Consider the following 11,783-nt stretch of genomic DNA (forward strand, 5'->3'; position numbering starts at 1 on the left):
ACCTCACCGGGACCTCACATCAGGGCCCCCAGCGCCACGAAGCCGCAGATCAGCACCGTCAGCAGCACCAGCAGCGGCCAGACGAAGCGCAAGTACTTGTCGTAGCCGACCTTCGCCAGCGCCACCCCTCCCATGACGACGGCGGTGGTCGGCACCCACAGGTTCATCACGCCGCTCGCCGACTGCCAGGCCGTGACCACCACGGAGCGCGGCACGTCCGCGAAGCCGGCGAGCGGGGCGAGGAGGGGCATGGCGAGGGTGGCGTGGCCGGAGGTGGAGGGGATGAGGAAGGCCAGGGGGAGGTTGACGACGTAGACGAGGATCGCGAAGACCACGGGTGGCGTGCCGGATACGGTGCTCTCGACGGTGTGCAGCACCGTGTCGATGATCTTCGCGTTCGTCATCACCACGGTGACGCCGCGGGCGAGGACGATCACCAGCGCCGGGGCGATGAAGTCGGCCGCGCCCTGGACGATCGTGGCGCTCAGGCGCTGTTCGCCCAGCCGGGCCAGCAGCCCGATCAGCACGGCGGCGACGAGGAAGAGCGCCGCCAGCTGGGCGAAGGACCAGCCCAGTTCCCAGGCGTACGGGGTGGCGTCGGCCTCTCCGGTCAGGGCGCTCGCCCAGGGGATCACCGAGAAGACCATGAAGGCGAAGACGAGGGTCACCGCCACGAGCACGGCCCGGTGCAGCCGCGTCAGCTCCGGCGGCTCCGCGGCTGCTTCGGCCGCCAGCTCGCGGTCCCCGGGCAGGAAGCCCGTCAGGGAGCGGCCCGGGGTGGCGCGCACGCGGTGCGCGTACCGCAGGACGTAGCCGATGGTGACGGCCGTCAGGACGACCCACATGACGAAGCGCAGGCCGATGCCGTCGCCGAGCGAGATGTCGGCGGCCGAGGAGGCCACGCCCGTGGAGAAGGGGTTGACGGTCGAGGCGAGGACGCCGACGCCCGCGCCGAGGATGATCGTGCCGGTGGCGACCATCCGGTCGTAGCCGAGCGCGAGCATGAGGGGCACGATCAGGCCGTAGAAGCCGAGGGTCTCCTCGGCGAAGCCCTCGACGGTGCCGAGCAGCGAGAAGACGGTCATGACGCCGGCGATCAGCAGGGCGCCGCGGTCGCGCAGCCGGTGGGCGAGGCGTTCGATGCCGCGGTCCAGGGCGCCGGTGGCGAAGACGACGGTGATGAACGCGCCGATCGCCAGGACGAAGAGGAAGACCCCGGCGCTGCCGTAGAGCGCGCCGGTCGCGTCGGGGGCCACTTCGCCGGTGACGGTGTCGCGGATGCCGTAGAGGCCGTTGACGGGGGCGAGGAAGAGGTCGCCGAGGCGGTGCAGAAAGCCGCCGGGTGCGGCCTCGCGGTGGTAGGTGCCTTGGAGGGGGCGGCCATCCGCGTTGCGCTTGTAGGTGCCGGCGGGGATGACGAAGGTCAGGATCCAGACGGCGATCGTCACGGCCGCGAGGACGGTCAGCGCGCTGGGGAAGACGAAGCGCCGGCGCCCGCCGGGCGCCTTCGGGCCGCCGGCTGTCGCGTCCTCGGCTTCCGCGTCCACGACGGAACCCCTCTCCGCACTGAGGGTGGTCAATTTGACCTTATTGTCGCGAAACGCGGAGCTCGGCCCTAGTCGCCACGCACGGGAGCGGGCTCCGGCGATGCGGCGCCGGGCGGCGCGTCCCGTTCCCCCTCGCTCCGTCGCCCGCCCAGGTGGTTGAACGCGAGGTTGAGCACCACCGCGGTCAGACAGCCCGCGCTCACGCCCGAGTCCAGGAGCGTCCGCAGCGTCTCGGGGACGCCGGAGCCGTCGTAGAACGTCCGCGAGACCACCGGGATCGTGCCGATGCCCAGCGAGGCCGCCGCCACCAGCAGGTTGTCCCCCTTGTCGAGGCCGGCGCCGAGCAGGACCTGGATGCCGCTCACGGCGACCGTCCCGAACAGCACGATGCCCGCCCCGCCGAGCACCGGCCGCGGCACGACGGCCACCAGCGAGGCGAAGGCGGGGCTCAGGCCCAGCAGGACGAACATCGCCCCGCACGCGGCGACGACGAAGCGGCTGCGGACCCGGGTGATCGCCACCAGGCCGATGTTCTGCGCGAACGCGCTGTTGGCGAAGCCGTTGAAGACCGGGCTGACCGCGGTGCCCAGGGTGTCCGCGCGCAGCCCGCGCGCGATGGTCCGCTCGTCCGCCGGACGGCCGACGACCTGGCCGAGCGCGAGCATGTCGGCGGTGCTCTCCGTCATGCACACCAGCATCAGCACGCACATCGAGACGATCGCGGGGAGCGTGAACTGCGGGGCGCCGAAGTGGAAGGGCGACGGGAAGCCGACGAGGCCGGCGTGGGCGGCCGGCCCGAAGTCGACCGCCCCGGCCGGGACGGCTATCAGGGTGCCCGCCGCCAGGCCCAGCAGGATCGCGATCTGCCGCAGGAAGCCCTTCAGCACGCGGCGCAGCACGAGGACGATCACGAGGGTGGCCGCGGCCAGGCCGAGCCCCGTCGGGGTGGCCGGGCGGCCCGGGTCGCCGCCCTGGATCCAGGAGAAGGCCACCGGGAGGAGGGTGAGGCCTATCAGGGTGATCACGGTGCCGCTCACCAGCGGCGGGAAGAAGCGGACGAGCTTGCAGAACCAGGGGGCGAGGACGAAGCCGAGAGCACCGGCGACCATCACGGCGCCGAAGATGACGGGGAGGGCGTCCCTCTTGTCGGCCTGCGTGTCGGCCACGGCGATCATCGGGGCGACGCCCGCGAACGAGACCCCGTTGACGAAGGGCATCCGCGCCCCGACCTTCCAGAAACCGATGGTCTGCAGGAACGTGGCGATGCCCGCCGTGAAGAGGGCCGCGCCGATGAGGAAGGTCGTCTGGAGCGGGGGAAGCGCGAGGTACGCGCCGAGGACGAGGGGCGGGGCGACGACGCCCGCGTAGCTGGCGGCGACGTGCTGCAGCCCGCCGATGAGCAGTTGCCCCGGCCGGAGCACCTCGTCGACGGGGTGCACACCCGTGCCCTCGCCGGCCTCGCCTGTGCTGCCTGCAACCACGACGTGCCTCCTTCGCTCGCCGTTGCGGCGGGGTGGGTGTCCGCCGCCGCGGCGCGCGACCGCGGCGGCGGAGCCCGGCGGGTGGCGGGGTGCGGGCCCGGCCGAGGGCCGTCCCCCTCGGCCGGGGGTTTCAGGGGGTGCCGGCGATGCGGGCCAGGCGCCGGGCCTGTGCACGGGCGTCGCGGGCCACTTCGTCCTCGTCGACGGTCACGAGCCGACCGTTCTCGACGACGGGCCGGCCGTTGACCAGGGAGAGGGTGACGGGCGCGGGGGCGCCGAGGACGAGCGCCGCGACCGGGTCGGCGATGCTCGAATGGCCGAGCCCGTCGAGCTTCCACAGCACCACGTCGGCGAGTTTCCCCGGCTCCAGTGAGCCGATCCCGTCCGCCCGCCCGAGCACCTGCGCACCCCCGTACGTGCCGAGCCGCAACGCCTGACGCACGTTCAGCGCCTTCTCGCCCCCGGCCAGCCGGTGGACGAGCAAGGCGGTGCGCAGCTCGGTGTGCAGCTCGCCGGACTCGTTGGAGGCGGTGCCGTCGACGCCGAGGCCGACGGGGACCCCGGCCCGCAGCAGCTCGGGCACGCGGGCGGTGCCGGCCGCGATCCGGGCGTTGGAGGAGGGGCAGTGGGCGACGCCCGTGCCGGTGCGGGCGAAGGCGGCGATGCCGGCGTCGTCCATGTGGATGCAGTGGGCCATCCACACGTCGTCGCCGAGCCAGCCCGTGGACTCGAAGTAGTCCGTCGGGCTCATCCCGAACTTCTCCTTGCAGTACTGCTCCTCCTCGACGGTCTCGGCGCCGTGCGTGTGCAGGCGCACCCCCTTGCGCCGGGCGAGCGCGGCCGCCTCGCGGAGCAGTTCGGTGCTGACGGAGAAGGGCGAGCAGGGCGCGACGCCGAGGCGCAGCATGGAGTCGTAGGCCGGGTCGTGGTGGGCGTCGACGGCCTCCTCGGTGGCGGCGAGCGCGGCCTCGGTGCTCTCGACGGCGAAGTCCGGCGGCAACCCGCCGTCGGAGGAGCCGAGGTCCATCGAGCCGCGCGTGGGGTGGAAGCGCACACCGGCCTCGCGCGCCGCACGGATCTCGGCGCCGAGGAGGTCGCCGGCGCCCTCGGGGAAGACGTAGTGGTGGTCCATGGCCGTCGTGACGCCGCCGCGGACCATCATCGCGAGGGAGCCGCGCGCGGCCGCGTACATCATGGGTTCGTCGATGCGGGCCCAGACGGGGTAGAGGGCGACGAGCCAGTCGAAGAGGTTGCAGTCCTGGGCGAGCCCGCGGGTGATCCACTGGTAGAAGTGGTGGTGGGTGTTGACCAGGCCAGGGGTGGCCAGGTGGCCGGTGCCGTCGACGCGCCGGACGACGCCGGTGAGGCCTTGCGGCGCGGGCCCGGGGCCCACGGATTCGATGCGGTTGCCGGCGACGACGACGTGGCCCGAGTCGTGCTCGGTGTCGTGGGCGTCGACGGTGGCGATCGCGCAGTTCTCGATGACGATGCGCTCGGTGCCGCCGTGCGCGGTGCCGCCGTGCAGAGTGCCTTCGTGTGCAGTGCCTTCGTGTGCAGTGCCTTCGTGTGCAGTGCCTTCGTGTGCAGTGCCTTCGTGTGCAGTGCCGTCGTGCGCGGTGCCGCCGGCTGTTCCTGCGGGGGGTCGGGCCACGGTGATTCCTCGCTGTCGGTTCACGGAAGGTTCGTCAGGTCGGGCGGTACGGCCGCCCGCGCACCCTCGCGCAGGACGGTGGCCTCGATGAGCCCGTAGGGGCGGTCGGCCGCGAAGTAGACCTCGTTGTCGTTCTCGAGGCCGAACGGCCGGAGGTCGGCCAGGAAGTGGTGCTTGTTGGGGAGCGAGAGCCGGATCTCGTCGATGCCGGGGCCGTGTTCGACGGCGCGCGAGCCCATGGCGTAGAGCGTCTGCTGCAAGGAGAGGGAGTAGGTCTCGGCGAAGGCGGCCAGCAGGTGGCCGCGCGTCCGTTCCCAGCTGCCGTCCCAGTCGGGCGCGGCGGACCCGTCGACGCCGCCACCACCGCCACCGCCGCCGTCCCAGGCGTGCCGCCAGCAGGCGTTGACCTCGGTGGCGAGGATCCGGTCGCGGGTCTCGGGGAGGGTGGTGTAGCGGTCCTTGACGTAGCCGTGGAACTCGGAGTCGGTGGTGTTCATGACCACGAGGCCCTTGAGCCCGGAGAGGACCTGCCACCGCTCGCCCGCGCCGTCGAAGGTGACCTGCGCGGTGCGCGTCTCCCGGCCGCGGCGGACGAAGGAGTGCTCGGCGGGGCCGGGCGTGGCGATGCGGTCCCAGGCGTACTCCTCGATGCGGACCCGGGCGGTGCCGATCGACTCCTGGCCGGTGACGAAGTGGCGCGCCAGCCGCAGGGCGAAGTCCTCGGCGGACGCCACGCCGTGCTCCTTGGCGAACGCGAACACGGTGTTCTTGGTGGTGTCCGTCGGCAGGACGCGGGCGTTGGAGCCGGAGAGGTGGACCTCCTCCATGGCACCGGAGAGGGCTATGGAGACGTTGAGGTCTCTGATGTGGTGGACGGGCCCGTCGCGGGTGACCCGCACGACGCGGGTTTCGGCTTTGCCGTACTGGTTCTGGCCGAGAACGGTGGGCATGGGTGCTAGCTCCCTCGGTACACGGAATAGCCGAACGGACTGAGCAGCAGGGGTACGTGGTGGTGCTCGCCGGGCGCGACCGCGAACGCGACGGCCACTTCCGGGAAGAACGCGGTGCGCTGCGCGACGTCGAAGCGGAGCCGTACGTGGGTCGTGCCGGCCGGTGGCGCCGGGAGGTCGGTGCAGCGGCCGTCCGCGTCCGTCGCGGAGGCGCCGCACGCGCTCCAGGGCCCGTCGGCGCCGCTCCGCGCGGACAGCTCGACGGCGACGCCCTCGGCGGGGCGGCCGGCGGCCGTGTCCAGGACGTGGGTGGAGACGGACGTGGTCGGTTTCGCGGTCAACGGTCAGCTGCCTTCCTGTGTGCCGACCACCAGCCGGGCCAGCCTGATGCGGTTGATCCTGCCGAGTTCCTCCCGCACGATCTCGCGTTCGCGTTCCGGCGTGTTGCCGGTGCGGCGGCGGATCGCGTCGAGCATGTGTGCGGCGTCGAGACCGGTGGCGCAGATCAGGAAGACGTGCCCGAACTTCTCCTGGTAGGCCAGGTTGAGTTCGAGCATCTCCGCGCGGAGGCCGGGAGGGGCCTGCGCCATGCCGCGCTGCTCGCGGGCCGAGGCGAGGTCGCCCGGCTCCGGGCGCCCGATCGGCGGGTGCGCCGCCATGGCCTCGCCCAGACCGGCCTCGTCCAGTGCGGCCGTCGCGGCGTCGCTCGCTCCGTAGAGCGCCTCGGCGTCGGCGTAGGGCCGGCGGGCGAGGACGGCGTCCGCCCAGGCCCCCGCGGAGCAGACCGCGCGCAGTGCGGCACGGGCCGCGCCGGGGCCGGCCGCGTTGAACCGGGTGAGACCCGGTGTCTGACCCATCGGACTCATCGGACTCGTCGGACTCGAAGACACGAGCGCCTCCGTGGTGGGGACGGGCTGCGCATGGCTGTCGGGCTGCGCATAGCTAACGCCCCGCGGAACGCCGCGTCAACAGTTTGTTGAAGAACTCGGCCGCGGCCACGGCACGGTGACGGTTGCTACGTCAGCGGTGCGCAGCGCTACGTCAGCGCTACGCCGGTTGCCGCGACCGGCTTCCGGTCCGGGGCAGCGAGGCGTCCAGAGCGGCGCAGAGCCAGTCGTGCGCGGCGCCCGGGGTCGGCTCCGGCGGACCGTACGGCGGGGAGGTCAGGTCGGCCACGAGCTGCCAGTAGTGGTCGATGCGGGGTTCCGCGGCGAGTTGGGCGCCGAGCCGGTGACGGAAGGCGGCGGTGCCCCTGGCGCCGCGGGCGCGGGCGTGGGCGGAGACGAAGCAGTCGAGCGCCTCGCCCGGGTGCGGCGGCCGCTGCGCCCGCAGGTCCGGCGCCGCCAGCGCGAAGGCCTCGCGGAGGCCGTCGTAGAGCACGGCGGGACGGTAGCCCCGGCCGGACCGGTGAACCTCGGGCTGGCCGCGGTCCTCGCCGGTGCAGGGACCGGAGGTGAAGGCGTGCAACCGGGCGAAGGCCAGGACCTGGGCGGGGGTCGGGTCGTCGGGAGGCTGCGGCACCGCCTCCTCGACGATCGCGGCGACCAGCCGGGCGGGGAGCCGCGGGGGCAGCCAGCGCCGCCAGAATCCGGCCAGCGCGGCCGTGCTCGGCGGGGTGGAGACGGCGCCGATCAGGCTCAGCCGCTCGGCACGCTCCTCGGGGGTGCAGTCCTGGAGCAGCCGGAGGGCGGCCTCGCGCCAGCGCAGGGCGGTCAGTTGCGAGCCGAGTTCGCGCAGCTTGCCCGCGACGACGTCCTCCAGCGCGTCGTCCTGCTCCAGGACCCGGCCGACGTCCGGGACCGGCACGTCGAGGGTGCGCAGGGAGCGGATCAGGCGGAGCCGGTCGAGCGCCTCGGGGCCGTACCGGCGGTGGCCGCCGCCGCTGCGGGCGGCTTCCGGCAGCAGGCCGCGGTCGGAGTAGAAGCGGACGGTCTTGACGGTGGCGCCCGCGCGCTCGGCGAGCTCTCCGATGCTCCACGTGACGTCGCCGGACAAGGCTGGAACCTCTCCCTCGGGGCCCGGGGAGTTCCTACCGTACCGGCGGGTAGGGGCGGGTCGGGCGGCCGCCCTAGCGGGAGCCCCCGGAACCGCTCTCCCGGTTCAGGTAGTTGTAGACCGTGAAGCGGGAGACGCCGAGCGCCGCGGCCACGGTCTCCACGCCGTGCCGCAGGGCGAAGGCGCCGCGCTCCTCAAGGGTGCGGACCACCGACTGCTTGGTCCTGCGGTCGAGTTCGGCCAGGGGCCTGCCGTGGCGGCGTTCCAGGTCGGCCAGGATGTGATCGAGCGAGGCGGACAGGCGCGGCAGCCGCACGGCGACGACCTCGCGCCCCTCCCAGGACAGCATCACGTCGTCCGCCGCGGCCTGTTCGGGGTCGAGCATCTGCCCGCCCATGGCGGCTACCAGCGGGGCGACGGCCGCGCGCAGCGGGTGCGCGGCCGCGGCCTCGCCGACCGCGGGCTCGCCGACCGCGGGCTCGCCGGTCACCGCCTCGCCGGTCACCGCCTCGCCGGTCACGGCCTCGCCCGTCACGGCCTCGCCCGTCACGGCGTCCGCTCCTCGTCGACCACGCTGACCTGCAGTGACACGCGCGTGGCGCCGGATCGCAGCGACGCGCTCAGCACCTGCTGCACGGCGGCGAGCACCGCGTCGCCGACGCCCTCCGCGGAGTTCCCGAAGGGGCCCACGTCCACGGCGTCGAGGCCGGCGCCCTGCAGGACGTCCCGGGCGGCCTCGGCGTGGGGCGGCACCCGGTCGAGATCGAACGGTTCGGTCGTGAACTCCACTCGCAATCGCACGGTGGTCAACCTACCCGCCTTGACAGCAGTGAGGAACGGCAGCACGCTTCCGTAAAGCAGAATTGGATTTCCGCAATACGGAAGGAGAGTGGGTGGGATGCCTCTCCCCCGCCACCGCTTCGCCGTCAACCTCTCGATGCTGTTCACCGAACTGCCGCTGCCGGAACGGCCCGCGGCGGCCGCGGCGGCCGGCTTCCGCGCCGTCGAACTGTGGTGGCCCTGGCCCGCGACGCCCACGCCCGCGGCCCGCGAACTCGACGCGCTGCGCGGGGCGCTGCGCGACGCCGGCACGCAACTGGTGTCCCTCAACTTCTACGCCGGGCAGCTGCCCGGGCCCGACCGCGGAGCGCTCTCGGTGCCGGGGGAGGAATCCGGGCGCTTCCGCGCCAACCTCGGCGTCGCGGCGGACTTCGCGGCCTCGGTGGGGTGCACGGCGCTCAACGCCCTGTACGGCAACCGCGTCGCGGGTACGGACCCCGGGGCGCAGGACGCGCTCGCCCTGGAAAACCTCGTCCTGGCCGCGCGGGCGGCCGGCCGGGTGGGCGCGACGCTCCTGATCGAGGCGCTCAACCCGCTGGAGTCCCCGGCGTACCCGGTCACCGGATCGGCGCGCGCCGTGGAGCTCGCGGAGAAGGTCAACGAGGCCTCGGGGCTCGGCAACGCCCGGTTCCTGATGGACCTCTACCACCTGGCCATGGCCGGCGAGGACCCGACCGCGGCGATCTCCGCCTACGGGGCCGCGCACACGGGACACGTACAGGTGGCGGACGCCCCGGGCCGGGGCGAACCGGGCACGGGGACGTTGGACGTCCCCATGCTGCTCAAGCGGCTCGAACAGGCCGGGTACGACGGGTGGGTGGGCCTGGAGTACCGCCCATCCGGCCCGAGCGCGGACGCCTTCGGCTGGCTGGAGGGGTAACGGGTGCGGCCGGGGGCGGTGCGTGGTGGCGGCCCGGGCCGCCACCCACCAGCCCTCCGGCCGGCTCGGCACCGCCGGGATCCGCCATGGGGGTTTCCCACCGCTGCGGCGGAAGGAAGTGCCGTGCCCGGCACCACAACCGGGCCCCCGGACCGGCGCCCCCCGGCCCCACCGGAGCCTCCGGCCGCCCTGCATCCACGGATGCCCCGGCCTGCGCGGCACCGCCGGGGTCCGCCGTCGCGGTTCCCGCCGCTGCGGCGGAAGGAAGTGCCTTGCCCGGCACCGCAACCGGACGCCCCCCCGATCCGGCGGGTTCGCGGTGCCGGGGTCCATCGTCGTGCTGCCGCCACTGCGGCGGCGGCAGGAAGAAGGGAACCTCCATGTCCTCGCACACCCCCTCACCCCTCCCCCGCGTCGCGTGGATCGGTCTCGGGATCATGGGGTTGCCCATGGCGTCGAACCTGCTCAAGGCCGGGTACGACGTAACCGGGCACACCCTCGAGCAGGCCGGGCTCGACCGGCTGGCGGCCGCGGGCGGCACGCCCGCAGCCTCCGTCGCGGAGGCCGTCCGCGGCGCCGACGTCGTCGTCACGATGCTTCCCGCCTCACCGGAGGTGGAGTCCGTGGCGCACGGCGAGCACGGCGTCCTCGCCCACGCCGCGCCCGGCACACTCTTCGTGGACATGTCGTCCGTCACCCCCCGCACCGCCGTCGAACTCGCCGAAGCCGCCGCCCGCAAGGGCATCCGCGTCCTGGACGCGCCCGTGTCCGGCGGCGAGGCCGGTGCCGTCGAGGGCGTCCTGTCGATCATGGCCGGCGGCGAGCGGGCCGACTTCGAGCGGGCCCTGCCGCTCTTCCGCGCCCTCGGCACGACGGTCGTCCTGTGCGGCCCCCACGGGGCCGGCCAGACCGTGAAGGCCGCCAACCAGCTGATCGTGGCGGCGAACATCCAGGCGTGCGCCGAGGCCGTGGTCTTCCTGGAGAAGTCCGGCGTGGACCTGGAGGCCGCGCTGGACGTCCTCGGCGGCGGCCTCGCCGGCTCCGCCGTGCTCAGCCGCAAACGGCACAACTTCCTCTCCCGGCACTATCCGCCGGGCTTCCGGATCGACCTGCATCACAAGGACATGGGCATCGTCACGGACGCCGCCCGCGCGGTCGGCGCCGCCGTCCCGGTGGGCGCGCTCGTCGCGAGCCTGGTGGCCGCGGCGCGCGCTCAGGGCGACGGCGGGCTCGACCACTCGGCGCTGCTGCGGGGCGTAGAGCGGCTCTCCGGCATCGAGCGGCCCGCCGGCCGGACAGTGGCCGACGCCGGGTCCGGGCCCGAGTCCGGGTCCGCCTCCGCGTCCGGGAGGACGGGCCGATGACGACGATGCCCGCCATGCACGCCGCCGTCCACATCCTCAAGGACGAGGGCGTGGACGTCGCCTTCGGCTGCCCCGGCGCCGCGATCCTGCCGCTGTACCAGGCGCTCGAAGCCGTGGGCGGCATCGAGCACTTGATCGTCCGGCACGAGGCGGGGGCCACGCACATGGCCGACGGCTGGGCGCGCACCAACGGCAGGCCCGGCGTCGCCATCGCCACGTCGGGCCCGGGCGGCACCAACTTCGTCACCGGCCTGTACACCGCGTTCGCCGACTCGGTCCCGATGGTGTGCATCACCGGGCAGGCGGTCTCCGCCAAGCTCCACCAGGAGGCGTTCCAGGCCGTGGACATCGTGGAGATCGTCCGGCCGGTCACCAAGCGGGCCGTGCAGATCAAGGAGGCGGCGCAGATCCCGTGGGCGTTCCGGGAGGCGTTCCGCACCGCGCGCGAGGGCCGCCCCGGTCCCGTCCTGATCGACATCCCCGTCGACGTGGCCCGCCGGGAGATCCGCTACGACCCGGCGCTGGACACGCGGTTGCCGGTGCCCGTCGTCGCGCCGCACCCGCCGCGCGTGGAGGCCGCGCTGGACCTGCTCCTGGCCGCGGAGCGGCCGCTCGTCCTGGCCGGCGGCGGGGTGATCCTCTCGGACGCGGCGGAGGAGCTGCGGGAACTGGTGGAGTACCTGGGGGTGCCGTTCCAGGTGACGCTCATGGGCAAGGGTGTCATCGAGGACGACCACGAACTGCACATGGGCACCACCGGTATCCAGACCTCGCAGCGGTACGCCAACGCCTCCTTCCTGGAGGCGGACTTCGTCCTGGCGGTCGGCGCCCGCTTCGGCGACCGGCACACGGGGGCGGACCTGTCCGTGTACCGGGGGCGGCGGGCCTTCGTCCACGTCGACGTCGACCCGTCCCAGCTCGGCAAGGTCTTCGAGCCGGACCTGGGCGTCGTCTCCGACGCGAAGCTGTTCCTGGCCGCGCTGCTGGCGGCGGCGAAGACGCGGACCCGGTCCGCCGGGCCCGTCCAGCCCGCCCCGTCCACCCGGCCCGCCCGCCCCCGGCACCGCGCGTGGGC

Annotated in this window: 12 protein-coding genes; 3 read left to right on the forward strand and 9 right to left on the reverse strand. The window is 73.9% G+C overall.

The features are described 5' to 3' along the window. Positions 1-14 precede the first annotated feature (14 nt). The 9 genes from ACSNOG_RS12575 to ACSNOG_RS12615 all read right to left on the reverse strand — a co-directional run bounded on the left by ACSNOG_RS12575 (position 15) and on the right by ACSNOG_RS12615 (position 8,425). The gene (locus ACSNOG_RS12575; protein ID WP_436752694.1) at positions 15-1,547 is read right to left on the reverse strand and encodes a YfcC family protein; all 1,533 of its coding nucleotides are present in this window, start codon (positions 1,545-1,547) and stop codon (positions 15-17) included. Positions 1,548-1,615: 68 nt separating this feature from the next. Continuing rightward, positions 1,616-3,028 (reverse strand): nucleobase:cation symporter-2 family protein, encoded by a 1,413-nt coding sequence (locus ACSNOG_RS12580; RefSeq protein ID WP_436752695.1) that lies wholly within the window; start codon positions 3,026-3,028, stop codon positions 1,616-1,618. 130 nt (positions 3,029-3,158) lie between these two features. Further along, positions 3,159-4,553, reverse strand: coding sequence for an 8-oxoguanine deaminase (locus ACSNOG_RS12585; RefSeq protein ID WP_436752706.1), 1,395 nt, complete (start codon positions 4,551-4,553; stop codon positions 3,159-3,161). Between the two features lie 146 nt (positions 4,554-4,699). Continuing rightward, on the reverse strand, positions 4,700-5,629 hold the full coding sequence (pucL, locus tag ACSNOG_RS12590) for a factor-independent urate hydroxylase (RefSeq protein ID WP_436752696.1): 930 nt from the start codon (positions 5,627-5,629) through the stop codon (positions 4,700-4,702). Positions 5,630-5,634: 5 nt separating this feature from the next. Further along, entirely contained in the window at positions 5,635-5,970 is a 336-nt protein-coding gene (gene uraH, locus ACSNOG_RS12595) for a hydroxyisourate hydrolase (RefSeq protein ID WP_436752697.1), read from the reverse strand. A gap of 3 nt (positions 5,971-5,973) precedes the next feature. Next, complete coding sequence (gene uraD / locus ACSNOG_RS12600) at positions 5,974-6,486, reverse strand: 2-oxo-4-hydroxy-4-carboxy-5-ureidoimidazoline decarboxylase (RefSeq protein WP_436752698.1); 513 nt, start codon at positions 6,484-6,486, stop codon at positions 5,974-5,976. 190 nt (positions 6,487-6,676) lie between these two features. Continuing rightward, positions 6,677-7,624, reverse strand: a complete 948-nt coding sequence (locus ACSNOG_RS12605; protein ID WP_436752699.1) for a MerR family transcriptional regulator — start codon at positions 7,622-7,624, stop codon at positions 6,677-6,679. 73 nt (positions 7,625-7,697) lie between these two features. Continuing rightward, positions 7,698-8,021, reverse strand: a complete 324-nt coding sequence (locus tag ACSNOG_RS12610) for a helix-turn-helix domain-containing protein (protein WP_436752707.1) — start codon at positions 8,019-8,021, stop codon at positions 7,698-7,700. Positions 8,022-8,170: 149 nt separating this feature from the next. Then, positions 8,171-8,425, reverse strand: a complete 255-nt coding sequence (locus ACSNOG_RS12615; protein WP_436752700.1) for a hypothetical protein — start codon at positions 8,423-8,425, stop codon at positions 8,171-8,173. A gap of 97 nt (positions 8,426-8,522) precedes the next feature. Between ACSNOG_RS12615 and ACSNOG_RS12620 the strand changes: the two genes are divergently transcribed. The 3 genes from ACSNOG_RS12620 to ACSNOG_RS12630 form a co-directional block, all read left to right on the forward strand. Further along, positions 8,523-9,344 (forward strand): TIM barrel protein, encoded by an 822-nt coding sequence (locus ACSNOG_RS12620; protein ID WP_436752701.1) that lies wholly within the window; start codon positions 8,523-8,525, stop codon positions 9,342-9,344. A gap of 380 nt (positions 9,345-9,724) precedes the next feature. Beyond that, a complete protein-coding gene (locus ACSNOG_RS12625) occupies positions 9,725-10,708 on the forward strand; it encodes a 2-hydroxy-3-oxopropionate reductase (protein ID WP_436752702.1) in 984 nt (327 codons plus the stop codon). Next, the coding region (locus ACSNOG_RS12630) for a thiamine pyrophosphate-binding protein (protein WP_436752703.1) at positions 10,705-11,783 on the forward strand (1,079 nt) is incomplete at its 3' end. The genes ACSNOG_RS12625 and ACSNOG_RS12630, both read left to right, overlap by 4 nt.

The sequence above is a fragment of the Streptomyces sp. URMC 124 genome (assembly GCF_051386455.1).
Classification (GTDB): domain Bacteria; phylum Actinomycetota; class Actinomycetes; order Streptomycetales; family Streptomycetaceae; genus Streptomyces.

Bases quoted from the DNA above. Each gene is read 5' to 3' on its own strand.
- ACSNOG_RS12625 (WP_436752702.1), top strand. From the start codon at position 9,725: ATGTCCTCGCACACCCCCTCACCCCTCCCCCGCGTCGCGTGGATCGGT.
- pucL (WP_436752696.1), bottom strand. From the start codon at position 5,629: ATGCCCACCGTTCTCGGCCAGAACCAGTACGGCAAAGCCGAAACCCGC.
- uraD (WP_436752698.1), bottom strand. From the start codon at position 6,486: ATGGGTCAGACACCGGGTCTCACCCGGTTCAACGCGGCCGGCCCCGGC.
- ACSNOG_RS12620 (WP_436752701.1), top strand. From the start codon at position 8,523: ATGCCTCTCCCCCGCCACCGCTTCGCCGTCAACCTCTCGATGCTGTTC.
- ACSNOG_RS12610 (WP_436752707.1), bottom strand. From the start codon at position 8,021: ATGGGCGGGCAGATGCTCGACCCCGAACAGGCCGCGGCGGACGACGTG.